Raw genomic sequence first — 24,923 nt, forward strand, 5'->3', positions numbered from 1 at the left:
TTCACCGGCCGGCGCGGTCGCGCAGGAAGGCGATGTCGTCGGCCTGGCCCTCGTCCGGTGTCTCCACCACGACGGGGCATCCGGCACTGGCGACCACGGCCGCCAGCTGGTCGGCGTCGATGGTGCCAGTCTTGATGTTGTCGTGCCGGTCGCGCGAGGAACCGAACTCGTCGCGCGAGCTGTTGAGGTGCACGAGGTCGATGCGGCCGGTGATCGCTTTCACCCGATCGACGATGCCGACGAGGTCCTCGCCGGCGGCGAACGCGTGGCAGGTGTCGAGGCAGAAGCCCGCGCCGAACTCGCCGACCGCGTCCCAGAGCAGCTTGAGGGAGTCGAACGTGCGGGCCATGGCGTTGTCGCCGCCCGCGGTGTTCTCGATCAGGACCGGGACCGCGAAGCCGCCCTCGGCGACCTGGCGCTCGAAGAACTTGCGCCAGTTCGCGAAGCCGTCCGCCGGGTCCTCGCCCTTCGTGACGTGCCCGCCGTGCACGATCAGGCCCTGCGCGCCCACGGTCGCGGCGGCCTCCGCGTGCTGGATCACGTTCTTCCTGGACGGAATCCGGATCTTGTTGTTCAGCGACGCGATGTTGATCATGTACGGGGCGTGCACGAAGACCTCGAGGTCGGAGGCGAGCAGCGCCTCCGTCTGCGGATGAGGTTTGGGCTTCTTCCACCCCTGGGGATCCGAGAGGAAGAACTGGACGACCTCGGCCCCGCGTTCGGCCGCGGCGCCGACCGGGTCGTCGTCGCGTACATGGGCCCCGATGCGCATGACCTGGAGGGTAGTCGGCGTCCATAACGCCATCGCAGGCGCCGCCGATAGGAGTAACTGAAAAAACTGGGGATGGCCTGCGTCACCACCAGGACCTACGGTCGTTACTTGAGAGTAGGAAAGGGGTTGGCATGCGACTGCTGAGCGTTACGGCCGCGACACTTCTGACGCTGGCCTCCGCAGGTGTGGGAGCGACCACGGCCACGGCCGCAGAGCCCATCGTCATCGGCAGCTGCGCGACGTCGATCCAGGGCGCGCCCGGCACCCCCGTCTCCCTCAGCCCCTCCGCGGTGACCCAGCCGATCACGGACCTGGTGCGCGCGGTGCCACTGCTCGGGCCGCCGCTCGCCGAACCGTTCAGGCAGGCGTTCTCGCAGGCCAAGCCCATTCCGATCGGCGCGGTGCAGGTCGGCACGACGACCATCTCCGGCGGCACGATCGCGAACGCGGTGATGGTCGAGGTCGCGAAGATCCCTCTGCTCGGGCCGATCCTCGGCACGCTCGACGGGACCGTGCGCGCGACGCTGACCAGCGGCTGCAAGGTGACCGTGACCGGCGTGAACCAGGTCGTGGCGCCCGTGCAGGACGGCAGCAAGGCCATCGCCGACGCCTCGCAGCAGGCCGTCGGGGCGATCCCCGGCGCGCCGAAGCCCCCGGCCCAGCCGCCCCAGCCAGGCACGCCGCCCGCCCAGCAGCAGCCCGGCGTGAACAACCCCGGCGGCATCCCCGGCCTCGCCGCGGGTGCGCCGAGCAACCGCGACTTCTCGCTGTACCCGGTGGGCGCGAACTTCGGCCGCGTGCCGCTGTTCAGCTACGGCTCGCTGCCGTTCGCGATGCCCGGCCTGTACTCGCCGTCGCCCGGCGTGCGCTACGGCTCGCAGGTGCCGCGCGCGTCCAACGGCAACGGCATCGAGGGCGACTCGGTGCAGGCGGCCGGCCGCGCGACGGCGTTGCCGCGGCTCGGCGGCCCCGGTGGCGTCGGTGCTCCGGTGCTGGTCGCGGTGCTGATGCTGGCCATGGTGACGGGTGCGCTGGTGCGGACCTGGGTCCTTCGCCGCACCCCCGCGTAGTCGTTGGACTCGCCCTGTTAACCTTTGTCAGTTGCTGACGCGACGACCCTCCTGCCACGGAAAGCCCGTGGCCGCGAGTCCACAGGAGGTGAGTGGTCCTCATGCGTCATTACGAAGTGATGGTCATCCTCGACCCCAGCCTTGACGAGCGCACGATCGCGCCGTCTCTCGACACGTTCCTCAACGTCATCAAGACGTCGGGCGGCAACGTCGAGAAGGTCGAAGTGTGGGGCAAGCGCCGTCTGAGCTTCGAGATCAACAAGAACACCGAAGGCATCTACGCGGTGCTCGACCTGACCTCGACCCCGGACGCGGTGAAGGAACTGGACCGCCAGCTCGGTCTGCAGGAGACGGTGCTCCGGACGAAGGTCCTGCGCCGCGAGCCCGCCAAGTCGGCCGCCAAGGCCTGACGAACCTCGATTAGGGGAGCTCCCAAGACATGGCTGGTGAGACGACGATCACGGTAGTCGGGAACCTGACTGCCGACCCCGAACTCCGCTTCACCCAGAGCGGTGCCGCGGTGGCGTCCTTCACGGTCGCCTCCACGCCCCGCACCTTCGACCGCCAGTCCGGCGAGTGGAAGGACGGCGAAGCGCTGTTCCTGCGGTGCAACGTGTGGCGTCAGGTCGCCGAGAACGTGGCCGAGTCGCTCACCCGCGGTTCGCGAGTGGTGGTCACCGGACGGTTGCGCCAGCGCTCCTTCGAGACGAAGGAGAACGAGAAGCGCACCGTCGTGGAGCTGGAGGTCGACGAGATCGGCCCCTCGCTGCGCTACGCGACCGCGAAGGTCAACAAGGTCAGCCGTGGAGACGGCGGCGGTGGCGGCGGCTTCGGCGGCGGCGGCGGCGGTCAGCAGTCTCGTGGCGGCGGTGGCGCGCCTGCAGACGACCCGTGGGGTTCCGCCCCGCCGGCCGGCTCTGGTGGCTTCGCCGACGAGCCCCCCTTCTAGACCGCTGCACCGGTCATCCAGAACCTGATCACTGCGTATTCCAGGAGTTAGAGACACATGGCCAAGCCGCCTGTGCGCAAGCCCAAGAAGAAGGTCTGCGCCTTCTGCAAGGACAAGAGCGCGAGCCTGATCGACTACAAGGACACGACGCTCCTCCGCAAGTTCATCTCGGACCGCGGCAAGATCCGTGCCCGCCGCGTCACCGGCAACTGCTCGCAGCACCAGCGCGACGTCGCTGTTGCCGTGAAGAACGCCCGTGAGATGGCCCTGCTGCCCTACACCTCGACCGCCCGCTAAGAGAAAGGGAACCTTCGCGATGAAGCTCATCCTCACCGCTGACGTTTCCGGCCTTGGCGCGCCCGGCGACATCGTCGAGGTCAAGGACGGCTACGGCCGCAACTACCTGCTCCCGCGCGGCCTCGCGATCGTCGCGACCCGTGGCGCGCAGAAGCAGATCCAGGTCATCACCCGCGCGCAGGACACCCGCCGCGTGCGCGACCTGGACCACGCCAAGGAGATCAAGACCGCGCTCGAGGGTCTCTCCGTGACGCTCAAGGCGAAGGCTGCCTCCGGCGGCACCAAGCTGTTCGGCTCGGTCACCGCTTCGGACGTGGCGGCTGCCGTCAAGTCCGCCGGTGGTCCGTCGCTGGACAAGCGCGCCATCGAGCTGCCGGGTCACATCAAGACGACCGGCAAGCACTCGGTCACGGTTCGCCTCCACCCCGAGGTCACCGTCGCCCTGCCGCTGGTCGTCACGGCCGGCGAGTAGTTCGATCTCGTCAGGCGAGACGCCGCTGCCAGGTCGGTGCGGCTCGCCTGCGGTTCGGTTTGCTGAAGCGCTGCTCACCCGGAATGCTCCGGGTGGGTGGCGCTTTCGCTCGTTCGGACCAGTGCACAGCTGTCCACCTCCTGTGGATAAACGCGGCGTTCAGCCCTACCGCGACACGCCGAAGAAGGTGTTTTTCGCGACACGCCGACGGTGTGCCGCACAACTTTTTCCACAACTTGTGCACAGCCTCTGAGCTGCGGTTACTTCCGTCACTCCACCGGTTGTCAACAGGTTGTCCCCAGCGCCTCCGGTCCTGTGAGCAACCATCCACAAGTTGTCCCCCAGTTGTCCACAGGGCAATCCACACGCTGGTTTGCTTGCTCCGGACGGGTCCCTCTAGCGTCGCGGCACGGGCATCGCCATCGCGCAGCGTGGCCGCCCGGAATTGTCGGTGCCTCGCGGTACAACTGGGGGACACACGCACCGGCTCTCGACTCTTCGCAGGGGTGATTTGGCAGTGGCGCTGGTGGACGACCGGGGCATGGCGGAGCCCGCATTCGAGCGTCAGCCGCCCCAGGACCTCGCCGCGGAGCAGTCGGTCCTCGGCGGCATGCTGCTGTCCAAGGACGCCATCGCGGACGTCATCGAGGCCCTCGCGCCGAACGACTTCTACCGTCCGGCACACCAGGCGATCTACGACTGCATCCTCGACCTCTACGGCCGCGGCGAGCCCGCCGACCCGATCACCATCTCCGCCGAGCTCGAGCGGCGCGGCGAGCTGCTGCGGGTGGGTGGCGCGCCGTACCTGCACACGTTGATCGCGACGGTGCCGACGGCCGCCAACGCCGGGTACTACGCGGAGATCGTGGCCGAGAAGGCCGTGCTGCGCCGCCTGGTCGAGGCGGGCACCCGGATCGTGCAGCTCGGGTACAACGGCGCGGAGGGCGCGGACGTCGACGAGGTGGTCGACCGCGCGCAGGCCGCGATCTACGAGGTCACCGACCGCCGCACCACCGAGGACTACGTCGCCCTGGAGGACCTGCTCCAGCCGACGATGGACGAGATCGACGCCATCGCGTCGCGCGGCGGCATCTCGCAGGGCATCCCGACCGGCTTCGCCGACCTCGACGCGCTGACCAACGGCCTGCACGGCGGCCAGATGATCATCGTCGCCGCCCGTCCCGGTGTCGGCAAGGCGCTCGCGCTCGACACCCCGCTGCCCACGCCGTCCGGCTGGACCACGATGGGCGCGGTGGAGGTCGGCTCGTTCCTGATGGGCGCCGACGGCCGCCCGACGCGCGTGGTCGCCGCGACCGAGGTGATGACCGGTCGCCCGTGCTTCGAGGTGGAGTTCTCCGACGGCACGGTGATCGTGGCCGACGCCGAGCACCAGTGGCTCGCGGAGTCGTGCAGCGAGACCGGCGGCTTCTGGGCGATCCGCACCACCGCGCAGCTGTTCGAGCGCGTCGGCCTGTGCCGTGTGTTCGTGCGCATGTCCGCCGCCTGGGAGCTGCCGGCCGCGTCGCTGCCGCTGACGCCCCGCGCGCTCGGCCTGTTCCTGTCGGGCCTGGGCGACCTGGAGCTGACGGACGACGAGCTGCGCGTGGCCAAGGACCTCGACCTGGCCGACGACCCGCACATCCCCGCCACCTACCTGCGCTCGTCGCGCAAGCAGCGCGAGGAGCTCCTCGCCGCCCTGCAGATCGACGGCCGCTTCGCCCGCCTGCGCCGCGACGTGGACGAGCTGATCGCCGGCCTGGGCCGCCACGACCAGGTGGAGATGGTGGCGGTGCGCCCGGTCGCGTCCGTGCCGGTGCGGTGCGTGGAGGTCGACAACCACGACCACCTGTACCTCGCGGGCGAGACGATGATCCCGACCCACAACTCGACGCTGGGCCTCGACTTCGCCCGCTCCTGCTCCGTCAAGCACGGCATGACCAGCGCCATCTTCAGCCTGGAGATGAGCCGCACCGAGATCGTCATGCGCATGCTCTCCGCCGAGGCGCGCATCCGCCTGAGCGACATGCGAGGCGGCACGATGAGCGACGACGACTGGACCCGCCTGGCCCGCCGCATGAGCGAGATCAGCGAGGCGCCGCTCTTCGTCGACGACAGCCCGAACCTCACGATGATGGAGATCAGGGCCAAGGCCCGGCGCCTCAAGCAGCGCCACGACCTCAAGCTCGTCGTCGTCGACTACCTCCAGCTGATGAGCTCGGGCAAGAAGACCGAGTCGCGCCAGCAGGAGGTCTCGGAGTTCTCCCGAAACCTGAAGCTGATCGCCAAGGAGCTCCACGTCCCGGTGATCGCGATTTCCCAGCTGAACCGCGGTCCGGAACAGCGGACCGACAAGCGCCCGATGCTCTCCGACCTCCGCGAGTCGGGCTCGCTGGAGCAGGACGCCGACATGGTCATCCTGGTCAACCGCCCGGACGCCTGGGAGCGAGACGACCCGCGCGCGGGCGAGGCCGACCTGATCATCGCCAAGCACCGCGCCGGCCCGACCGCCACCATCACCGTGGCGCACCAGCTGCACTACTCGCGCTTCACCGACCTCGCGCAGACCTGATCCGCGGCGGCTTCCCCCAGCTCAGCGGACCGACCAGCCCATCGCGGCCAAGCTCTCGCCGACCGCGGCGAGGCTGGTCGCCGGGTTGAGCGCGGCCACGACCTCCGCCGTCATCGGCTGGCCGCTGTAGACGTGCCGCACCGCGTCGAGGTCGACCGGCTGTTCGTAGTAGGCCTGCGCCCAGCCTTGGAAACCCTCGGGTGTGCCGTCGGTCAGCAGGGCGAAGAGCCAGTCGGCGCCGTCCGGGTCGTGGTCCGTGGCGGGGAAGGCGATGTCGCCGTGGTGCCAAGTGGCGTCGCTGTGCTCACGCCACAGGCACGTCGTGACGTAGGGCGTGCCGAACTCATCGGAGAACGCCGGCTCCTCCACACATGCCCGGAACACGTCGGGCACTGAGTCGAGGACGCCTGGCCAGGGCTTTTCGTCGTCGGTGGCGTATGGGCTCATCGGCGACTCGTGGTCGAACCCGCGCACGTAGGCGCCCGCGGTCGTGAACACGACGGAGTACTCGTTGCCGGAGCCGTCGCGCATGGACGCGAGCTGCTGGTCAGGTCCCCACGAGGGGTCGTAGAGGTGGTAGCGGTCTTCGGTGTCCGGATCCAGCACGACGTCCAGTGCGGCCAGCGCACGGCAGAGCGCGCGCATGTCCGGGATGGAGGGCAGGCGGCGGGCGACGTCGTAAGCGGTCACAGCACCATCCAAGCAGGTCCAGGTACGTGGCACTTGACCGTCGCTCGTTCGTGGCCTTACCGTGCAACTAGTTACATGCAACTAGTTACACCCGAGGAGCGTCGAGCCAAGCGGAGGTCGAGATGCGAGTCGTCGTGGTCGGAGCGGGTGTCTACGGAGCCGCCGTCGCAGCGGCGTTGGCGAGGCGTGGGGCGGCGGTGACGGTGGTCGACGGGAGTGCGCCGGGGTCGGGGACGTCCGGTGCGTCGTTCGCCTGGGTCAACTCGCGCAACAAGCAGCCCTTGCACTACCACGAGCTCAACGTCGCGGGGATGGCCGCGCATCGGCAGCTCGCGGCCGAGGTTCCGCTCGGCGACTGGTACCACGGCGGCGGCGGTCTCACGTGGGGTGGCACGGAGGTGCGCGAGAGAGTCGACGCGCTTCGGGAGCTCGGGTATGCGGCAGAGGTGGTGACCAGGGCTGAGGCGATGGAGCTGGAGCCCGGCATCGATCCCGCGCGGCTGCCCGACGACGGGATCGGCTACTTCCCCGACGAGGGGTGGGTCGAGCCGGTGCGGCTGATCGGGCATCTGCTGGCGAGAGGCGTCCAGCTCGTCACCGGTGATGCGGTGGTGGCGGTGGACCTGCGCGGTGACGTGGTGCGGGGTGTGCGGTTGGCGTCCGGGGTGGAGATCGGGGCGGACGCGGTCGTGAACTGCGCCGGGGCCAAGGCTGCGGAGGTGGCGGCGATGGTGGGGCTGACGTTGCCGATGAGCAACCTGCGCTGCCTGCTCGTCTACACCTCGCCGGTCGCCGTGCCGCTGGCTCGGGTGGTGCACGCGCCGGACGTTCACCTGCGGCCCGAGGGGGACGGGCGGATCCTGTTGCACTCCGGTGAGATCGACCGCAATGGCGAGGTCGAGAAGCTGGTCCACGCCGCCGCGTCGGTCTACCCCGGCATCAGGCACGCGACCGTCGAGAGCGTTCGTGCTGGTGAGCGGCCGATTCCCGGGGACGGGCTGCCGGTGCTCGGGAGGGTCGCCGGGGTGCGCAACTACTTCTTCGCCGTGTCGCACAGCGCGGTGACGTTGTGCCTGCACGTCGGCGGGCTCGTCGCCGACGAGGTGCTCGGGGAGGAGCGGGACGAGCTGGCGGCGTACCGGGTCGAGCGGTTCGGGCAGGCGTGATGACGACCGTCGTGCGGGGCTGCGACCTGGCGGACGGCCTGGGCGGCGAGCTGCGGCGCGGGGTCGACGTCGTCGTCGAGGGCGACACGATCCGGGAGATCGTCGAGCCGGGGAACGGGGAGTACCCGTCGGCGGAGGTCGTCGAGGCGGCGGGGATGCTCGTCCTGCCCGGGCTGATCAACAACCACACGCACGGCACGGCGTTCGGGCCGTTGTTCCCCAGCGGGCACGAGCCGCTGAGTCCGGCACAGGTGCTCGCCAACCTCGACCGGCACCTGCTGGAGGGGACGACGACACTGCTGTGCGTCGACGGGTTCATCACCGCGGAGGGCGTGGCCAGGACCGACGAGGCGCACCCGGTCACCGTGCGAGCAGCCTCCTGCAACACGCCGGCCTGTCTGCAGGCGGCGACCATCGCCGACGGAGGTGGGCTCGGCGAGGAGCACCGGACGTTCACCGCGCGCCGGGCCGTGGCGGCGGGGGCAGTCGCGCTGGGCGAGATCGGTGCTGGTCACACGCTCGGTGGTGGTGGGGCGAGCTATCTCTACATCCCTGAGGAGATCGCGCGGCGCACCGGAGTGACGGTCACGGCGCTGCAGGCGAACGACCTGAAGGTGGCGGTGCTGGGCCGGCACATCAGGGCGTCCGCGTTCGACCGCGACGCGGTGGAGGAGGCGCTGGCGGGTGCGGGACTGACGGGGAAGCTGTCCGTCGAGGACGCCCGCGAGATCGTGTCCGGGGTGGTCCTGCCCGCGTTCGACATCGCGCTGCACGGCCTGGCGGAAGCGGCTGACCTGGGCCGTGAGCTGGACGTTCCGGTGCTCGTGCACAACGCGGCCGCGTCGATGACTCAGGTCGCCGCGATCGCGAGGACCGATGTGCGGCTGGTCGCCGGGCACTCCAACCACCCCAGCTTCACGACCCGTGAGGCCGTGCGGCACGCCGAGCAGTTGAAGGAACGGGGTGTCGTGATCGACGTGTCGGTGCTGGACACCTACGGCGGCTCACGGCCGCACTTGAAAGACCTGCTGCACGCGCTGTTCGAGGCCGGGCTGGTGGACACGATCTCGACGGACTACGCCGCCGGCCACCACGACCCGATCCTGCTCGCGATCGACCGCGCCACCAAGGCCGGGGTGGTCGGCCTGCCCGCCGCGATCGCGATGGCCACGTCGAAGGTCGCCGACGTCTTCCCAGGACTGGCGCCACGACGAGGGCGGATCGTGCCGCGTGCGATCGCCGACCTGGTGGTGACCTCCCCGGCGGCGCTGGAGAATGTCCGGACCGTCATGATCGGCGGCAGGGTGGTCGTCCGGGAAGGCAGGCGGGTCGCGGATGAAGCGGGTCACGATCGGTGACGTCGCCGCGCACGCGGGGGTGTCCACGGCGACGGTCTCCCGCGTGCTGAACGGTGGACTCGTCGCCGAGGCGACGGCCGCGAAGGTGTGGCAGGCCACCGAGAGCCTCGGGTACAGCCCCAACGCGCTGACCAGGAGCATCTTCGCCGGGCGCGCCAGCACGATCGGCGTGGTCATCCGCGACCTGAGCAGCCCGTTCTACCTGGAGCTCATCCGCGGCGTCGACGAGGTCGCCGCGTCCGCCGACAGCCCGGTCCTGCTGGCCAACACCTACCGCGACGCCGGCCGGGAAGCGGCCCAGGTGCGGGCGATGGACCAGCAACGCGTGCGCGGCCTGGTCATCACCGCCGACGAGACCGCCGACGACCACGCACGGCGGATGGCCGAGAACGGCACGCCGTGCGTCGTCGTCGCGCGCACGGCACCAGGGCTGCATTCGGTCAGCCTCGACGACGTCGCGGCCGGAGAGCTGATGGCCGCGCACCTGGCCGATTGCGGCCGGTCGCGGGTGGGAGTCGTGAGCGGACGCCACCGGTCGACGCAGGTCAAGCGCGCGGAAGGGCTGCGGCGAGGGCTTGCCGAGCACGGCCTGCGAGACCCTGAGGAAGTGCTGGTGACCAACGAGGACGAGGTCCACGAAGCGGTCGGCACGCTGCTCGAACGCAACGACACCATCGTCTGCACGACCGGCCGTCTGACCGTGGCGGTCCACACGGCACTGACCGCGCGCGGGCTGAAGATGCCCGACGATGTCGGTTTCCTGACCATGGACGACTTCCCGTGGGCGAGCGCGCTCGGCATCAGCGTCGTCGCGCAGCCCTCCTACGACATGGGCCGCCGAGCCGCGGAGATCATCGTCGAGGAGCCGCGAGACCTGACCGAGGTCGTCTTCGAACCCGCGCTCATCGCCCGCGGCTCGTGCGGATGACCTGGCTGACGACGTCGTCCAGCGGCTGCGTCCCGTCGATGATCGTCGCGCCGATCGACCGGTAGAACGTCTCGATGGCGTCGTTGTGGTCGAGCGCGGAGGCCAGCTCCTCCGGGTTCTTGCCGAACGAGTTCGTCGTGCGGGTCAGCAGGCGTTCGCGGAGCGTCTCCTCGTCGATCACGATGCAGACCACGAGGTCGAACAGGTCGCGGACCTCGTCCTCGTTCTCGACACCTCCGCAGAGGAACACCGTCGTGTCCCGCGACCGGGCCGCGAGCGCCTCGACCCGCGCGCGGTCGATCTGCCAGCCGTACCGGTCGAGCCAGCCCTGCGGCGCCGGATAGGGAGGGTCGACGACGACCTCCCCGGTCACGCGGTCGAAGAAGCGGTTGTAGCCCTCCCAGTCGGCGTCGACCGCCTGGTGCCCCAGGCTCTTCAGCCGCTCGCAGACCGTCGACTTGCCCGCGCCCGAGTTCCCCGTCACCCACACCAGTGCCACCGGCGAACGATCGCACGAGATCATCCGCCGGCGTGCGCGATTAACCGAGCTGCCAGCTCCCGGATGTGTTCCCGCAGCTCAGCGGGTCGCTCGACGACGAACGGCCGGTCAAGCCGCGCGAGCAGCGGCGGGATCCAGCCGAGCCGCTCCGCCCGGATCCGCACCCGCGTCCACTCCCCGTCCTCCTCCATCGACGCGACGGCCGGCGGAAAGACTCCCCGGACCTCATCGGGCGTCGACCGGACGCGCACGGACACCTCGTGCCGGTGCGGCGCCTCGGCGATCGACGCCAGCACCCGCTGTCCGGCATCGAAACCGGTCGGCACGTCGAACGTTCCGTCCCGCGCCTCGACCGCGGTGATCCGGTCGACGCGGAACGTGCGGACCTCGCCGCTGGCGGAGTCCAAACCGGTCAGGTACCAGCGCCCGGAGTGCGCGACAACGCCGTACGGGTGCACGACGCGTTCGCTCGCACCGCCGTGACCTGCGAGGTAGGCGAGCGCGACCGGTCGGCGCGCGCGTGCTGCCTCGGCGACGGTCAGCAGGACGTCGGCGTCCGCCGTGAGCGTCGTGCGAGCCGGGGCGGTGAAGTCGGTGACCTCCAGCAACGCGTCGAGCCGCGGCCCGAGCGCTGCCGGCAGCACGCGCCGGACCTTCGCGACCGCGCTCTCGACCGCCGCGACCGAGGTGGTGACCTGCCCGGACCGACGGCCCGTGACCAGACCCAACAGGACGGCGAGCGCCTCCTCGTCGGTGAGCATCAGCGGCGGCATCCGGTAGCCGGGCGCGAGCCGGTACCCGCCGTACCGTCCGCGCACCGACCGGACCGGCACGTCGAGGTCGAGCAGGCGCTCCACGTACCGGCGGACCGTGCGCTCGTCGACGTCGAGGCGTTCGGCCAGCTCGGCGACGGTGTGGGTGCCGCCGGTCTGGAGGATCTCCAAGAGCGCCAGCACACGGGCGATGGGACGCGTCACGCGAAGATCCTGCTGATACCGGGCGGATCCTGTCCAGTATCGCTCCTAGCGTGTCCGGTGTTCCCGAGGAAAGGACCCGCTGTGCAGTTCGTTTCAGTCCGCGTGATCACCAACGACGTCGCCCGCCTCGCCGAGTTCTACGCACGGGCCACCGGCATCGAGGTGCAGTGGCGCACCGAGCAGTTCGCCGAGCTCGTCGGCCCGTCGTGCACGCTCGCCATCGGCCACGCGGAGACGATGGCGCTGTTCGGCGCCGGGGCCGCGGTGCCCGAGTCGAACAGGACGGCGATCATCGAGTTCCGGGTGGACGACGTCGACGCCGAGTACGAGCGCCTGACCGACGTCGAGGTCGTGCAGAAGCCGACCACCATGCCGTGGGGCAACCGGTCGCTGCTGTTCCGCGACCCGGACGGCAACCTGATCAACTTCTTCACGCCGCCTGCCTGAGAATGGGCACATGCTGATCAGGCCTGCCGACCGCAGGGACGTGCCCGCTCTGGTGCAGCTGCGCCTGGCCAACGCCGCACGGCACGTCGAGCTCGACCCGCACCTCTTCCGGATCCCCGACGAGGCGGCGGTGCGGCGGCACTTCGAGGACGTCGCCGGGCGCGCGTTGATCTCGGTGGCCGAGGTCGACGGCCAGGTGGTCGGCATGGCCGAGGTCGTGCTGGTCCTCGCCACCGGTCCGGACCACCAGATCCTGGTGCCCCGCCGCGCGGCCGACGTGCACACCGCGGTGCTGGACGGCTACCGCGGCCGGGGCATCGGCGCGGCTCTGGTGGCGGAGGCCGAACGCGTCGCCGCCGACCACGGGGCCGAGCTGGTGTTCGCGAACATCTTCGCGACGAACGAGAAGGCGCACGCGTTCTACTCGCGGGCGGGCTACGGGCCGCGCGGAATCCTGCTGAGCAAGCGATGCGGCTGACCGTGCTGTGCAGCTGCGGCGCCTGTCCCGAGCCGGGGCGGGCGTGCAGCGGGTTCGCCGTCGAGGCCGCGCGCTCCGCGTTCGGGGGCGAGGTCGCGGCCGCGTCCGAAGGGGACGTTCACGCCGTCGGCTGACGGTCGTCGGCGCGGCAATGCTGGTCAACGGCTCGTGCCTGCACTAGACACGGTCTGTGCTGCACGACCCGCTCACGGGCCTGCCCGGACACGCGTTGCTGCTCGACCGCCTGGAGCAGTCGCTCATCCGCGCCCGCACGCGCGGCACGCTGGTGACGTTGGTGCTGGTCACGGCACCCGACTCGGTGCTGGAGGCGGCGCGGGTGCTGCGGGAGGGGCTGCGGCCCGACTTCACCGTCGCCCGGTTCCACGAGACGGTGCTGGCGGTGGTCGCCGAGCACGACTTCGGGGACGGCTCGCCGATCTCGTCACTGATCAGGCAGCTCGTCGGTGCGCGGCCGCTGATCCACTGGGTGACCAGTGACGGGGACGCGGCACCCGAGGACGTCATCGCCACCGCACAACACCCTGGACAGCACTGAGCCCCGGCGACACCGTCGTGTCGCCGGGGCTCGGCTTCTTACCGGAGGGAGGGTGTTACGTGGTGCGGGGTGTTACAGCTGGCCGGTCACCGTGTCGAACAGGTGGGCCGGGTCGATCAGGGTCATCGCCGGAGCGGAGAACGGCAGCGCGCGCTCCTGCGCCGGAACCAGGCCCTGGGTGGGGTTGAGGTTCAGGCCGGAGACCGAGGCCGGGCCGTCGACCGGGAGGGCCGGCAGCGAGCGCTCGGTGGGCAGGCCGGGGACCTGGACCGGCAGGGCCGGGGCGGTCACCGGGAGCGACGGCATCGTGGGCAGCGACCGGCTGGTGGCACCCGCCGGGACGAGGCCCTGCGTGACGTCGAGCACCTGGCCCAGGGGCAGGCCCTGGACGTTCGGCGTGATGCCGGCCGTGCCGCCGTTCAGCGGCAGGGCGGAGCGCTCCTGCGCCGCACCGGGCAGCTGACCCGTGAGGGCGGTGAGCTCGGCCGGGTTCGGGAGGGTGTTGACCGGCAGTCCGCCGAGGCCGTGGAACGCCGGGACCTCGTCGGCCTTCATCAGGCTGTCGACGCCCTTGGGCAGCTGGATGCCCTTGAGCTGCGTGGCGCGCAGGGTGCCGGTGTCCTCACCGGTGAGCTGCGTGTCGTCGCTCGTGCCCAGCGTGGTCGCCTGGCCGACGACCTCGACGGGGACGCGGGCGAGCTTGGCGGCCGCCTCGACCGGGACGGTCATCTCGCGGGCGGTCAGCGGGCCGCTGCCGTCCGTGAGCATCTCGCCGCCGGCCTGCGTGTGCGACACCTTGTCGGTGGCCGTCGTGGCGTTGCCCGCAGCCGCCACCGCGTCCGCGTACACGCCGGCGGTGGCGTTGGCGGGGACGTGGATCAGGTTGCCGGAGACCGACGCGTCGTCGGCCGTGGAGTAGCTGTCGCCACCGGACACGACGTTGGTGTCGCTCACCACGTCGGACGTGGTGATGCCCGCCGCGGAGACGCTGTCGCCGGGGACGGCCGGGAAGACCGCCGGCTGCGCGCCGATCAGGTTGCCGGAGACGGCGCCGCCGTCACCGTTGCTGTTGACGTCGCCGCCCGCGACCGAGTCGAGGTCGTTGGTGGCGATGGAGTCGACGTTGCTGCCGCCGCCGACCGACCAGCCGAGCACCTGCGTGCCGGTGGCGACCGGGGCCGAGACGGCGTTGCCCGCGATGGAGCCCTGCTCGCCGCTGGTGATGGCGTCGCCGCCGGCCTTCATGTCGGTGGCGTTGTCGGCCGTGGTGGCGTTGTTGCCCACCAGGGTCGCGCCGTCGCCGAAGACCTGGGCCGGCGTCGAGGTCGGGACCTGGACGATGTTGCCGGCGACCGACCCCTTCTCGCCGGACGCCAGCGGGGCGTCGCCCGCGGTGACCGAGGTGTCGTTCGACGCGATCGACGTGGTGTTGCCGACGAGGCCCGCCGTGACGGCGAAGACCTGCGGGGCCACGGCGGTGGGCGCGGTGACGATGTTGCTCGAGACCGTGCCGCGGTCGTCGATCGTGTTCGGCTTGCCGCTCGAACGGACGTCCTTGACCTCGTCGGCCGAGCCGGTGGCCTGGCCGCCGAGGGTCGCCGCGAGGGCGTAGACCTCGACCGGCGCGGCGAGCGGCGTCTGCGCGATGTTGCCGGAGCCGACCGAGTCGTTGCCGAGCGTGCCCTGGTAGCCACCGGTGGTGGACTTGACGTCGTTCTCGCAGGTGCCGACGGACTGGCCGACGAGCGAGGCGCCGTTGCCGCACACGTCCACGGCGGTGGCCGGCGGCACGTCGGCGATGTTGCCCGACAGCACCGAGTTGTCGCCGATGGTGTAGACGTTGCCGCCCGCCGTCGAGGTCGCGTCGTTGGCGTGGTCGGTCAGGGCGTTGCCCACGATCGACGCGCCGTTGCCGCCCGCGGCGACGGGGAGCGAGATCGGCACGCCGGCCACGTTGCCGGAAGCCGTGGAGCCGTCACCGGTGGTGAAGATCTCGCCGCCCGCGGCCGACTCGTTCGTCGTGTCGCTGATCGCGGTGGCGTTGCCCCCCGCGGCGGCCGCGTTGTCGTCGACCGTGATCGGGCCGGCGAGGGCGGGCGCGATGACGTTGCCGGCCAGGGTGGCCGGGTCGCCGCTGGTGACCGTCTTGCCACCGGCGTAGGCGGCGCCGGTCTGCACGGAGTCGGTGTTGGCGTTGCCGGCACCGGCGACCGAGTTGCCGTTCACCTCGGCCAGCGGGGCGAGCGGGACCGGCACGGTGTTGCCGGAGATCGAGCTGTTGTCGCCGCTCGAGGTGACGTCGCCCTCGGAGGACGCGAACGTGTCGGCCGTCGAGTTGGCCTCGGCGATGCCCACGGCACCGATGCCGTTGCCGGTCAGCTGGACCGGGGTCGCGCCCTGCTCGGCCACGACGTTGCCGGAGACAGCGCCCCTGTCACCGCTGGTGGTGATGTCGCCGCCGGTCGTCGAGACCTGCTCGGCGGTGGTGTTGGTGGTCGAGTTGCCACCCGCCGCGATCGCGTTGCCGGTCAGCTGGACCGGGAGCACGTGGTTGACGGCGACGACGTTGCCGGCGAGGGCCTGGCCCGCGCCGTCCGTGACGATCGTGCCGTCGCGGTGCGTGTACTGCGTGCAGTCGCCGGTCGCCTCGGCGTTGGCGAGGACCGCGATCGCGTTGCCGCAGATGTTGATCGGCACATCGACGTGCGCCTGGATCGTGTTGCCCCGCACCACGTTCTGCAACGCGGTGCCCTGCAGGCGCTCGCCTGCCTGACGGATCAGCGGGTTCGCGACGGGCGCTGCCGTGCGGGTGGGCACCACGCTGGTGACGCGGTCCGTGCTGATCGTCCGGTCAACCTTGGGAAGGGTGACTTCCTTGACCGGGGTGGCGAGCTTGTTCTGGTCGGCCTTGACCGGAATCGAAGCCGCGACGTCGACGGCCGGCGGGGCGGCGTCGGGGTCGACGTTCTCCTGGGCAGAAGCGATGCCCGTACCGAGCATCAGCAAACCACCAGTGACAAACGCGGTCTGAAGTCCGCGCTTTGCCCAGGTCTGCATTAGATCTCCTTCTTCCAAATGTCCCGTCTCGACGACGGGGGATCATGGCGAGTGGGGCCGGACGCGCATGGGGAATGGCGCGTCATCACCGGAGGAGTCGCACGCGGTGATCGACCGAAAGGAGCGCAAGAGAAAAGCGCGACGGTCGACTTCCGGACAGCCTGGGGAGGTGGCTGCCGCGGACCGCGCGCTGGAATCAGTCGGGGTTGATACCGGGCTGCTTGCCCGGCGTCACGGTCACCTCGTCGGTGGACGGCGCGAGAGCGCGCGTCACCGAGGTGCCGAGAGCGTTGCCGGACGCAGCGAGAGCAGCGAACGTGCTGCCCTTGGCAGAGCCGGCACCGTCGGAGCACGAAGAGCACTGCACCGGCGCGGGGGCCGGGACGGGCAGCTTCGGCATCGGGTTGCCGGGCAGGGACGGACGCTGCTCGGAGGGCACGACAGACCTGTCGTGCTCCAGCAGATCCGTCCACGTGGCACCGGACTGGCCGGTGACCTGCGGAACCACCTGCGCGACCGGCGACTGACCGGTCTCGGTGGCGGGGGCCGGGACCTCGGGGAACGTCACGTCGAGGGCCCGCTCGGTGGCGGGGGCCTGCGACTGACCGATCCGGGAGACCTGGGGCAGGATCCGCTCGGCGATCTTCTCGACCGCCTCGGTGACCTGCACCTCCGGCAGAGCGGCACGCGCCTTCTCGTGCTCGGCGCGCAGCGTTTCGTCGATCTTGTGCACCGCGGTGGCAGCGGGGGTGACGACCGGCAGCTTCTCGTCGGTCTTCGCGACGATCTTGCTGACGACGTCGAACTGCTGCGCGTCCGCGGCCGGCACCGTGTCGGCGGCCTGCGCCGACGACGTGGCCAGCGCCCAGGCAACGGCCGTTCCCGCGATCGCACCACCGACGGCGAGCAGCGCTCGGGTGGCGAACCGGCGGATGCCGTTCGCTCCCGTCTTCGCTCGCAGATCGGCAGAGGACAACGCGGAAACCTCGCTACTCGGTGGCGCTCAAGGGATTCGCCGACGATCAACTGATCAAGTCGACGTCGGCGACTCTGCCACCCCGGCCACCCCGAACGCACGCTCTGAGCGCCCGATTAACTACATCGAGTGACTATCAGACTCGCTTCAGCACCCTGGCCGCACCGGCCGCCGCGGTCGACGCGAGCACCCAGCCGACGGCGACGAGCGTGGACGAGATCCACTGCGAGGCGCCCGTGAACTGCCACTTCCCGTCGTGGCCGAAGTCGATGATCGGGATCAGCAGGTCGAGCGCGAGGAGCCACGGGTTCCACACCGGGTCCTCGTCGGAGTTGAGCTTGACCATCGTGTGCCAGTTGAACCAGAGCGCGCCGCCGAGCCAGAACACGCCGAGCCAGCAGATCGCGAGCCACGGCCGGTAGCCGTACCCGACCGTCCACCGCTGGACCTGGCCCCAGCCCCGGCCGAACCTGCCGAGCTCGGAGTAGCGGCGGCGTTGCTTCTCCAGCTGGACCTTCTGCGCGAGCTCCTCCTCGCCGCCCTGCTGGTAGACGGCGGCGAGCTGCTCGTACGGTCCCGGCGCGAAATCCGGCTGCACCTTGAGCAGCCACTTCAGCCGCGTCTCCACCGGCACGTCGGGGTCGGCGGTGATGCCGGCGAACTCGAAGTCGTCGACGGCGACGCCGCCCTCCGCGTCCCACAGGCCCGGTCCGTCGGTGACCGAGACGGCCTTCAGGCGGCTCAGCACGATCTTGCCCTTGGGCTGCTGGCCCTCGGGGATGTGCAGGCGGAACTGGTGGACGGTCAGGCCGTAGGCGTTGAGCGCGATGTCCGCGGCCGTCGAGCCGAGGTGCGAGTCGCTGAAGGTCGCCATCTTGCCGACCTCGCCCAGCCGGATCCGGACGCCGCCGACCGCGGTGAACCCGCGGCTGCACAGCAGGTCCTTGCCGATCGTGATGGCGCGGGCGTCGAGCGACGGCTTCTGGGTGCCGTTGGCGCGCAGGCGGGGCAGCGTCAGCTCGGCGCCGGACATGTCGAGGGTGGAGCCGATGTTCGCGTTCTGCAGCCGGACCGAGCCCTTGGCCCGCAGCTCGCGCAGGAACAGGGTGCCGCCGACGCGGAGCCGGTCGGCGAACAGGACGTCGATGCCAGGGCCGTGCAGCGAGACGCCGGACATGCTGGCGCTGCCCATGATGTGCGCGTTGGACAGCCGGACCTGGCCGTAGGTCTGCAACGGCAACGACCGGGTGCCGGCGCCGTTGACCGCGCTGCGGGCCTCGACGTCGCCGCGGACCTCCATGCCGTCGGCGTGCAGTGCGACGGGGATGCGGTTCGTGACGTCACCGGCGAGCTCCTCGGCGACGTCGCGCGGACCGATCACGGCGCCGGACATCCGCAGGTACCCGCCGATGACCGCGTTGGGCAGCCGGACCGTGCCGGTGCTGGTGAAGCCGTCGTCCAGCTCGACGTTGCCCTCGACCCGGATGCGGTCGGCGACGAGTGTCGCGGCCTCGTCGGCCAGTCCGTGCGGCAGGACCAGCACCTGGTCGACGCGGTGGGTGGAGTGCAGGCGGGCGCCGGTGAGCTCGAGGTTGCCGCCGACGCGCGCGCCGTCGAGCAGCACCCGCCCGTCCACGGTGAACCGGCCGCCCTCGGCGTTGCAGAAGACGTTGCCCGCGACCACGATCCCGGACGCCTCCAGCGCGTCCCGCCCGGTGTTGGCGAGGCGCGCGCCGCCGAGGTGGACGCTGCCGCCGATCTGCGCGCCCCGGAGCCGGACCTCGCCGTTGGCCCGCATCGCTATCGCCTGGACGGAACCGCTGACCCGCAGTCGTGCGCCCAAGAGGGCGTGCTCGGTGTTCGAACGCAGGACCGCGCCCGCGAGCCGGAGCGTGCCGTCGACGGCCGCGTCGGTGAGGTCGACGGTGCCGGTGGAGGTGAAGCCGGCCTCGAGGACCAGGTCGCTGAACACGCGCAGGTTGCGGCCCTGGAGCCCGGGCAGGCGGGTGCCGCGCAGGCGCAGCCCGATGAGCCGGGCCATGCGCAGGTCGGGCGCTTCCTCGAAGGTGCAGTGGGTGAGGTCGATGACCCTCGTGACACGGGTGCCCTCCAGTTCGAAACCGCCGGTGATCCGGGTGTTTCGAAGTCGCAGCGCTGGCAACCCCCTGCGCGGCACTCGGTACATACCGGTCAGCAACCCGGTCAGCACCTCGCCGCGCACGCTCTGCCCGGTCAGGTCGATCTCGGTGCCACCCGCGTAGGCACCGGCGACCTGGCGCTCCACGTCGGTCAAGTCTTCCGGCTTGATCACTTCCGTCCCTCCCCCTGACAAACCGGATCATCCCCAATCAGCTTCCACCTTGGCGAGGGGCAGAACAGTTACCGTGAGGTCCGTGAGCGCACCGGAGTCGGAGATCAGCAGCCGCGTGCCCAGGCTGCTGCGCGTGAGTGCCGCGCTGAGCTGGCGATTCGTCGTCGTGGTGGCCGCGTTGTACGTGGTCGCGTACGTCCTGGGCTATCTCGCCTCGATCGTGATCCCCGTCGCCATCGCCCTGCTGCTGGCGGCGCTGCTCTCACCGGGGGTCTCGAAGCTCGTCGAGTGGCGGGTCCCGCGCGGGGTCGCGGTGACCGTGATGATGATCCTCGGCATCGGCGTGCTGGGCGGCGTGCTGACGTTCGTGATCAGCGAGTTCTCCCGCGGCCTGCCGGAGCTGCAGTCGCAGGTCGGCAACTCGCTCGACACGATCCAGCGCTGGCTCAAGGACGGTCCCGCGCACCTGTCCGACCAGCAGCTGCAGAACTACCTCAACGACATCGTGAAGACGATCAAGGAGAACCAGGCCGAGATCACGTCCGGCGCGCTGACGACCGCGGCGACCGTCGGCGAGGCCCTGACCGGCCTGCTGCTGGCCCTGTTCACCCTGATCTTCTTCCTGCACGACGGCGACGGCATCTGGCGCTTCACGATCCGCGTGGTCCCTGGCGACGTGCGTCAGCGTGTCGACGTGGCCGGCCGTCGCGGCTTCGGCTCTCTCGTCTCTTATGTGCGCGCGACGGCGGCCGTCGCGGTCGTGGACGCCGTCGGTGTCGGCATCGGCCTGGCGATCATCGGCGTGCCGCTGGTGGTGCCGCTGTCGGCGTTGGTGTTCCTCGGCGCGTTCATCCCCATCATCGGTGCAGTGTTCACGGGTGCCATCGCCGTCTTGATCGCGTTGGTGACCAACGGCCCGATCGCGGCCCTGGTCGTTCTGGCCGTGCTCATCGGCGTGATGCAGCTGGAGTCGCACGTGCTGCAGCCGCTGCTGCTGGGCCGCGCGGTGAAGCTGCACCCGCTGGCGGTGGTGCTGGCGATCGCGATCGGCCTGGTCGCCGGCGGGATCGCCGGAGCGCTGCTGGCCGTGCCGCTGCTCGCGGTGCTGAACTCCGGGATCCGGTCGCTCGTGTCCGACGCGGATGCGATGCAGAAGCCCGAGAGGGTGGACGTGTTGAATCCTCAGGACACCGCTCCGAAGGACGACAAGAGCGAACGAGTCAAGGACATCTAGCGTGCGCACCGGCACTTTCGACTACACGATCACCGGCAGGGCCACGGTCGCGGAGGCCGTCGACCTCATGGCCGACGTGCCCCGCCTGACCACCATGCACCCGCTCGCGATCGGGACGGAGGCGCTGACCCCTGGTCCGGACGTGCTGCGCAGCACCGCCGTGACGTCACGGCTGAAGCTGGGCCCGGCGGCCTTCAAGATCACCTACCGGGTGGACCTGCTGAAGCGGGGCGAGGACGAGGTGTCGACCGTCGCCTACCAGCAGCCCCGGACGACGCTGCGCAGCCACGTGCGGGTCTCGGACGTCGGCGACGGGCAGGTGGCGATCAAGGTCGCCATCACGTTCGAGGCGCCGACGCCGTTGTTCTCCTACGCGTTCGGGAAGGCCCGGTTCGCGCACGCCCACATGGCGAGCGAGATCGAGAAGCACCTCGGCCGCTAGGCCATCGACACGAGGTTGCGGCCGTACGCCTTCGCCGCCAGCAACGCCGCGTCCGCCGCGACCAGCAGGTCCGACAGCTCGTACCCGAACCGCGTGGTCGTGGCGACTCCTATGGACACGGTCAGCCCGCACAGCTCGTGCGGCTTGCGGTCGGTCGACATCGTCGGCACGGTCAGCTTCTCCACGGCGTTGCGGACACGTTCGGCCACCGACTCGGCTTCCTCCGGGGTGGCGTCGGGCAGCAGCACGACGAACTCCTCGCCGCCGAAGCGCCCGACCAGGTCGTTGCGGCGGACGGTGCTGCGCAGCAGCAGGGAGATCGCGGCCAGCGCGGCGTCGCCCGCCAGGTGGCCCACCTCGTCGTTGACCCGCTTGAAGTGGTCGAGGTCCAGCAGCATCACGGCCATCGGGCGGATCCGGCCGGCGCCCTTGGTCAGCTCGTAGCGGGCGCGGCTGTCCCAGTGGACGGCGTTGGCCAGTCCGGTCTTGGCGTCGCGCTGGGCGGAGCGGCGCCACTGCGGGAGCTGCGCCGCCCGTTCCAGCAGGGCCAGCGACGGGCCGGCGATCAGGGCGTGGACGGCGTTGGTCTGGGCCACGCAGCCCATGAGGCCGCCGATCGAGACCGCGACGATGCCGAGGATGACGTCGATGGGTTCGCCGACGTTCTCCTCGAAGGTGGCGGACGGGTTGCGCAGCTTCAGGCCGAACGCGATCAGCGCGGCGCGCAGGGCCAGCAGGACGGCCGCGCCGGCGACCATGAGCAGCAGGCTCGCCCGCGGGTCCGTCCAGCCGAGCAGGTAGCGGGTGGCGAAGACGGACAGCGCGGTGGCGCTCAGCGTGAAGGTCCAGCGGTGCGTCTCCGGTCGTTGCGCCAGCAGGCAGTGCAGCGCGGGACCGAAGAGCAGCAGCACCAGCAGGTTCGGCGGCAGGGCGAGCACGCCCGCCGTCAGGTAGGAGAGGTGTGCCGCCCACGGGTTGCGCTCGGTCTCGCCCAGGCGGTGGCTGTAGATGGAGCTGCCGATGATCACCGCGCCCGCCGTTCCCGCGATCGCGGCGAACTTGCCGACTTCGGAGGGTGACGGCGTCTCGGAGGAGACGATGGTCCAGGTGACGGTGGCGAGCGCGGCCACGTCGACCACCAGCCAGTAGCAGAGCGCGGGCCGCCGCAGTGTCCACACCGGCCAGTCGCGCACCTGTATGCCCTCCCCACCTGAACCCGGAGAGCGTCGCACATTCCTCCGTTCGGCAGAAGACGGCCACCTGGGGGTTAGCCAGGCCACGTTCACGCGGCAGGATGGTGTCCGAAGGGAGCACAGCGTGCGCAAAGAGCCTGCCGAACGTGTGACGAAGGTGATCGACGACCCGGCCACGCCCCTGTGGCGCGGGGTGATTGCGCTACGCATAGTCACATTCCTCTTCGCGACGGCGAACATCATCGCGAACCAGTCCGGGTACGTCCGGCCGTGGCTCGCGTGGACGACGCTCGGGGTGATGGCGCTGTGGTCCGTGTTCACGAGCCGCGCGTACAGCACGACGTGGGGCAGGCGGTGGCCGGTCGTGCTCGTCGACCTCGCGGTGACCTGCGGGCTCATGTCGCTGTCGCCGCTGATCATGTCCGACCACCAGCTGCTGACCCTGAACGTCCCGCTGATCACGACGATCTGGGCGTGCGTCCCCGCGGTCGCGCTCGGGGCGCTCGGCGGTGCCTACGCGGGTCTCGCGGGCGGCCTGGTCGTCGGTCTCTCCACCTATCTCTCGAAGGGCGTGCCGAGCCTGGACCTGCTGCGCGACGTCGTGCTGCTGGGCGGCGCGGGCATGGTCGTCGGCATGGCGTCCGCCACCGCGCACCGTTCGGCGGTGCTGCTCGCCCAGGCGTTGCGAGCCGAGGCGGCGACGGCGGAACGCGAACGGCTGGCCCGGTCGATCCACGACAGCGTGCTCCAAGTCCTCGCCCGCGTGCGCAAACGCGGCCTGGAGGTCGGCGGCGAGGCGGCGGAGCTGGCCCGGATGGCCGGTGAGCAGGAGGTGGCGCTGCGGAACTTGGTCGCCGCCGCCCCCACCGACTCCACTGTGGATGGAGAGATCGACCTGCGCCCCGGTCTGCAGCTCCTCGCGACTCCCAAGATCCAGGTCTCCACCCCCGCCACGCAGGTGATGTTCGCCGCAGGAGCCGCCGGCGAGCTCACGTCGCTGGTGCGCGAAGCACTGTCCAACGTGGACAAACACGCAGGTGACGACGCGCGGGCGTGGGTGCTGCTCGAGGACCTCGGCGAAGAAGTCGTGTTGAGTGTCCGCGACGACGGTCCCGGCATCCCGGAAGGAAGGATCGCGTCGGCTGCCGCGGAAGGCAGGATGGGCATCGAGAAATCGATCAAAGGCCGGGTGGAGTCACTCGGTGGGACGCTCGAGCTCCAGACCGGGCCGGGGGAGGGCACGGAGTGGGAGGTGCGGGTGTTCAGGAAGGGGGCGGCAAGATGACGGTCTCGGTGATGGTGGTCGACGACCACCCGATGTGGCGCGAAGGCGTGGCGCGCGACCTGCAGGAGCGGGGCTTCGAGGTCGTGGCGACCGCCGGCGACGCGCCTTCGGCGGTGCGCATCGCGAAGGCGGTGCGGCCCAACGTGGTCCTGATGGACCTCAACCTGGGCGAGCTCTCCGGCGTCGACGCCACCCTGCTGATCACCAGCGAGCTGCCGGACACGCGCGTGCTCGTGCTGTCGGCGTCCGGCGAGCACGACGACGTGCTGCAGGCCGTGAAGGCCGGCGCGTCGGGCTACCTGGTGAAGTCCGCGTCGTCGGAGGAACTGGTCGAGGCGGTGTCGAGGACGGCCGCGGGCGACGCCGTGTTCACCGCCGGCCTCGCGGGCCTGGTGCTGGGTGAGTACCGGCGCATGGCCGCGGCCCCCGACGACTCCGAGGAGAAGCCCCAGCTGACCGATCGGGAGACCGAGGTGCTCCGGCTGGTGGCCAAGGGCCTGACCGCGCGGCAGATCGCGAACCGCCTGGTGATCTCCCACCGCACGGTCGAGAACCACGTCCAGTCGACATTGCGCAAACTCCAACTGCACAACCGGGTGGAGTTGGCGCGTTATGCCATCGAGCACGGTCTCGACGCCGATCCGGAGGCAGAGAAATGACAGACCCGAGAGACTTACGCGTGTCCGATGCGGAACGCGAGCACGTCGTCAGCCTGCTGAACAAAGCGGTGGGCCGGGGCATGATCACGCTCGACGAGTTCACCGTCCGCACGGACACCGCGCTGAGCGCCAAGACCAGGGCCGACCTGAACGTCGTGCTGATCGACCTGCCCGGCATGGTCAACAACGAGCTGGCCCAGGCCCGCACCGAGCTGAAGAACACGATGGGCACCACCAAGCGCAGGGGGCACTGGGTCGTGCCGCGCGAGCTCGTCATCCGCAACACCCTGGGGACCACCGACCTCGACTTCACCGGCGCCGACGTGCCGGAGATCGTGAACGTCGACCTCGACGTGTCGTTCGGCTCGGTGAAGCTGCTGCTGCCGGCCGGGTCGTCGGTGGACGCCAACGCCGTGGAGATCACGGCGGGGGAGCTGAAGGACAAGGTCAACTCGTCGGTGGGGAGCCCGCACTTCCAGCTCAAGGGGGCCGTGCGCGGCGGGTCCGTGGTGATCAAGCGGAAGCGCTGACGGAGGGG

The 24,923-nt window shown here is 70.5% G+C and carries 26 protein-coding genes; 18 read left to right on the plus strand and 8 right to left on the minus strand.

From position 1 onward, the window contains the following. Window position 1 precedes the first annotated feature (1 nt). Entirely contained in the window at window positions 2-772 is a 771-nt protein-coding gene (locus ACFWV3_RS26850; protein ID WP_382414864.1) for a deoxyribonuclease IV, read from the minus strand. Window positions 773-903: 131 nt separating this feature from the next. Here ACFWV3_RS26850 and ACFWV3_RS26855 point away from each other — a divergent pair, with 131 nt between their 5' ends. The 6 genes from ACFWV3_RS26855 to dnaB all read left to right on the plus strand — a co-directional run bounded on the left by ACFWV3_RS26855 (window position 904) and on the right by dnaB (window position 6,129). Beyond that, window positions 904-1,842, plus strand: a complete 939-nt coding sequence (locus ACFWV3_RS26855) for a hypothetical protein (protein ID WP_382414865.1) — start codon at window positions 904-906, stop codon at window positions 1,840-1,842. Between the two features lie 101 nt (window positions 1,843-1,943). After that, on the plus strand, window positions 1,944-2,252 hold the full coding sequence (rpsF, locus tag ACFWV3_RS26860) for a 30S ribosomal protein S6 (protein ID WP_086666963.1): 309 nt from the start codon (window positions 1,944-1,946) through the stop codon (window positions 2,250-2,252). A gap of 29 nt (window positions 2,253-2,281) precedes the next feature. Next, the gene (locus ACFWV3_RS26865) at window positions 2,282-2,791 is read left to right on the plus strand and encodes a single-stranded DNA-binding protein (RefSeq protein ID WP_382414867.1); all 510 of its coding nucleotides are present in this window, start codon (window positions 2,282-2,284) and stop codon (window positions 2,789-2,791) included. A 57-nt stretch (window positions 2,792-2,848) separates the two neighbouring features. Further along, window positions 2,849-3,088 carry a 30S ribosomal protein S18 gene (gene rpsR / locus ACFWV3_RS26870; protein WP_030480165.1) on the plus strand — a complete coding sequence of 80 codons (240 nt, stop codon included), beginning with the start codon at window positions 2,849-2,851 and terminating at the stop codon, window positions 3,086-3,088. A gap of 19 nt (window positions 3,089-3,107) precedes the next feature. Further along, window positions 3,108-3,560, plus strand: a complete 453-nt coding sequence (gene rplI / locus ACFWV3_RS26875; protein WP_382414869.1) for a 50S ribosomal protein L9 — start codon at window positions 3,108-3,110, stop codon at window positions 3,558-3,560. Between the two features lie 610 nt (window positions 3,561-4,170). Further along, a complete protein-coding gene (gene dnaB / locus ACFWV3_RS26880; protein ID WP_382415062.1) occupies window positions 4,171-6,129 on the plus strand; it encodes a replicative DNA helicase in 1,959 nt (652 codons plus the stop codon). A 21-nt stretch (window positions 6,130-6,150) separates the two neighbouring features. Here the strand turns inward: dnaB and ACFWV3_RS26885 are convergent, their stop codons facing one another. Further along, entirely contained in the window at window positions 6,151-6,819 is a 669-nt protein-coding gene (locus tag ACFWV3_RS26885) for a hypothetical protein (RefSeq protein ID WP_382414871.1), read from the minus strand. Window positions 6,820-6,941: 122 nt separating this feature from the next. Here ACFWV3_RS26885 and ACFWV3_RS26890 point away from each other — a divergent pair, with 122 nt between their 5' ends. The 3 genes from ACFWV3_RS26890 to ACFWV3_RS26900 are packed head-to-tail and all read left to right on the plus strand — an operon-like array spanning window position 6,942 to window position 10,271. Continuing rightward, entirely contained in the window at window positions 6,942-7,985 is a 1,044-nt protein-coding gene (locus ACFWV3_RS26890) for an NAD(P)/FAD-dependent oxidoreductase (protein WP_382414873.1), read from the plus strand. Continuing rightward, entirely contained in the window at window positions 7,985-9,343 is a 1,359-nt protein-coding gene (locus ACFWV3_RS26895) for an amidohydrolase family protein (RefSeq protein WP_382414875.1), read from the plus strand. The genes ACFWV3_RS26890 and ACFWV3_RS26895 overlap by 1 nt, the downstream gene beginning before the upstream one ends. Then, window positions 9,321-10,271, plus strand: a complete 951-nt coding sequence (locus ACFWV3_RS26900) for a LacI family DNA-binding transcriptional regulator (protein WP_382414877.1) — start codon at window positions 9,321-9,323, stop codon at window positions 10,269-10,271. The genes ACFWV3_RS26895 and ACFWV3_RS26900 overlap by 23 nt, the downstream gene beginning before the upstream one ends. On the opposite strand, the gene ACFWV3_RS26905 is transcribed toward ACFWV3_RS26900, so the two are convergent. Continuing rightward, entirely contained in the window at window positions 10,246-10,770 is a 525-nt protein-coding gene (locus ACFWV3_RS26905; RefSeq protein ID WP_382414879.1) for an AAA family ATPase, read from the minus strand. The genes ACFWV3_RS26900 and ACFWV3_RS26905 overlap by 26 nt on opposite strands. A gap of 20 nt (window positions 10,771-10,790) precedes the next feature. Continuing rightward, entirely contained in the window at window positions 10,791-11,747 is a 957-nt protein-coding gene (locus tag ACFWV3_RS26910; RefSeq protein WP_382414881.1) for a helix-turn-helix transcriptional regulator, read from the minus strand. A gap of 81 nt (window positions 11,748-11,828) precedes the next feature. On the opposite strand from ACFWV3_RS26910, the gene ACFWV3_RS26915 reads away from it, so the two are divergent. Genes ACFWV3_RS26915 through ACFWV3_RS26930 form a run of 4 tightly spaced genes read left to right on the plus strand, consistent with a single transcriptional unit; the run spans window position 11,829 to window position 13,228 of the window. After that, a complete protein-coding gene (locus ACFWV3_RS26915) occupies window positions 11,829-12,194 on the plus strand; it encodes a VOC family protein (protein WP_382414883.1) in 366 nt (121 codons plus the stop codon). A gap of 10 nt (window positions 12,195-12,204) precedes the next feature. Further along, a complete protein-coding gene (locus ACFWV3_RS26920; RefSeq protein ID WP_382414885.1) occupies window positions 12,205-12,672 on the plus strand; it encodes a GNAT family N-acetyltransferase in 468 nt (155 codons plus the stop codon). Further along, the gene (locus tag ACFWV3_RS26925; protein ID WP_382414887.1) at window positions 12,663-12,806 is read left to right on the plus strand and encodes a hypothetical protein; all 144 of its coding nucleotides are present in this window, start codon (window positions 12,663-12,665) and stop codon (window positions 12,804-12,806) included. Before ACFWV3_RS26920 ends, ACFWV3_RS26925 begins: the two co-directional genes overlap by 10 nt. 56 nt (window positions 12,807-12,862) lie before the next feature. Further along, window positions 12,863-13,228, plus strand: coding sequence for a hypothetical protein (locus tag ACFWV3_RS26930; protein WP_382414889.1), 366 nt, complete (start codon window positions 12,863-12,865; stop codon window positions 13,226-13,228). Window positions 13,229-13,300: 72 nt separating this feature from the next. Here the strand turns inward: ACFWV3_RS26930 and ACFWV3_RS26935 are convergent, their stop codons facing one another. From ACFWV3_RS26935 to ACFWV3_RS26945, 3 genes are all read right to left on the minus strand, one after another. Beyond that, a complete protein-coding gene (locus ACFWV3_RS26935) occupies window positions 13,301-16,228 on the minus strand; it encodes a beta strand repeat-containing protein (protein ID WP_382414891.1) in 2,928 nt (975 codons plus the stop codon). A gap of 253 nt (window positions 16,229-16,481) precedes the next feature. Then, on the minus strand, window positions 16,482-17,261 hold the full coding sequence (locus ACFWV3_RS26940) for a hypothetical protein (protein WP_382414893.1): 780 nt from the start codon (window positions 17,259-17,261) through the stop codon (window positions 16,482-16,484). A 136-nt stretch (window positions 17,262-17,397) separates the two neighbouring features. Further along, the gene (locus ACFWV3_RS26945) at window positions 17,398-19,572 is read right to left on the minus strand and encodes a hypothetical protein (protein ID WP_382414895.1); all 2,175 of its coding nucleotides are present in this window, start codon (window positions 19,570-19,572) and stop codon (window positions 17,398-17,400) included. 82 nt (window positions 19,573-19,654) lie between these two features. On the opposite strand from ACFWV3_RS26945, the gene ACFWV3_RS26950 reads away from it, so the two are divergent. Both ACFWV3_RS26950 and ACFWV3_RS26955 read left to right on the plus strand, forming a co-directional pair. Then, the gene (locus tag ACFWV3_RS26950) at window positions 19,655-20,806 is read left to right on the plus strand and encodes an AI-2E family transporter (RefSeq protein WP_382414896.1); all 1,152 of its coding nucleotides are present in this window, start codon (window positions 19,655-19,657) and stop codon (window positions 20,804-20,806) included. A 1-nt stretch (window position 20,807) separates the two neighbouring features. After that, window positions 20,808-21,248 (plus strand): SRPBCC family protein, encoded by a 441-nt coding sequence (locus ACFWV3_RS26955; protein WP_382414898.1) that lies wholly within the window; start codon window positions 20,808-20,810, stop codon window positions 21,246-21,248. On the opposite strand, the gene ACFWV3_RS26960 is transcribed toward ACFWV3_RS26955, so the two are convergent. Further along, a complete protein-coding gene (locus ACFWV3_RS26960; protein WP_382414900.1) occupies window positions 21,245-22,441 on the minus strand; it encodes a GGDEF domain-containing protein in 1,197 nt (398 codons plus the stop codon). The two genes, ACFWV3_RS26955 and ACFWV3_RS26960, sit on opposite strands and share 4 nt — an antisense overlap. Window positions 22,442-22,565: 124 nt before the next feature. On the opposite strand from ACFWV3_RS26960, the gene macS reads away from it, so the two are divergent. Genes macS through ACFWV3_RS26975 form a run of 3 tightly spaced genes read left to right on the plus strand, consistent with a single transcriptional unit; the run spans window position 22,566 to window position 24,915 of the window. Further along, window positions 22,566-23,726: a MacS family sensor histidine kinase gene (macS, locus tag ACFWV3_RS26965; protein ID WP_382414902.1), complete on the plus strand. Its 1,161-nt coding sequence runs from the start codon at window positions 22,566-22,568 to the stop codon at window positions 23,724-23,726. Further along, window positions 23,723-24,385 carry a response regulator gene (locus ACFWV3_RS26970; RefSeq protein WP_382414904.1) on the plus strand — a complete coding sequence of 221 codons (663 nt, stop codon included), beginning with the start codon at window positions 23,723-23,725 and terminating at the stop codon, window positions 24,383-24,385. The genes macS and ACFWV3_RS26970 overlap by 4 nt, the downstream gene beginning before the upstream one ends. Window positions 24,386-24,405: 20 nt before the next feature. Continuing rightward, the gene (locus ACFWV3_RS26975; RefSeq protein ID WP_382414906.1) at window positions 24,406-24,915 is read left to right on the plus strand and encodes a DUF1707 domain-containing protein; all 510 of its coding nucleotides are present in this window, start codon (window positions 24,406-24,408) and stop codon (window positions 24,913-24,915) included. The last annotated feature ends 8 nt before the right edge of the window (window positions 24,916-24,923 follow it).

It is taken from the genome of Lentzea sp. NPDC059081 (assembly GCF_042738015.1).
Taxonomy (GTDB): Bacteria; Actinomycetota; Actinomycetes; order Mycobacteriales; family Pseudonocardiaceae; genus Lentzea.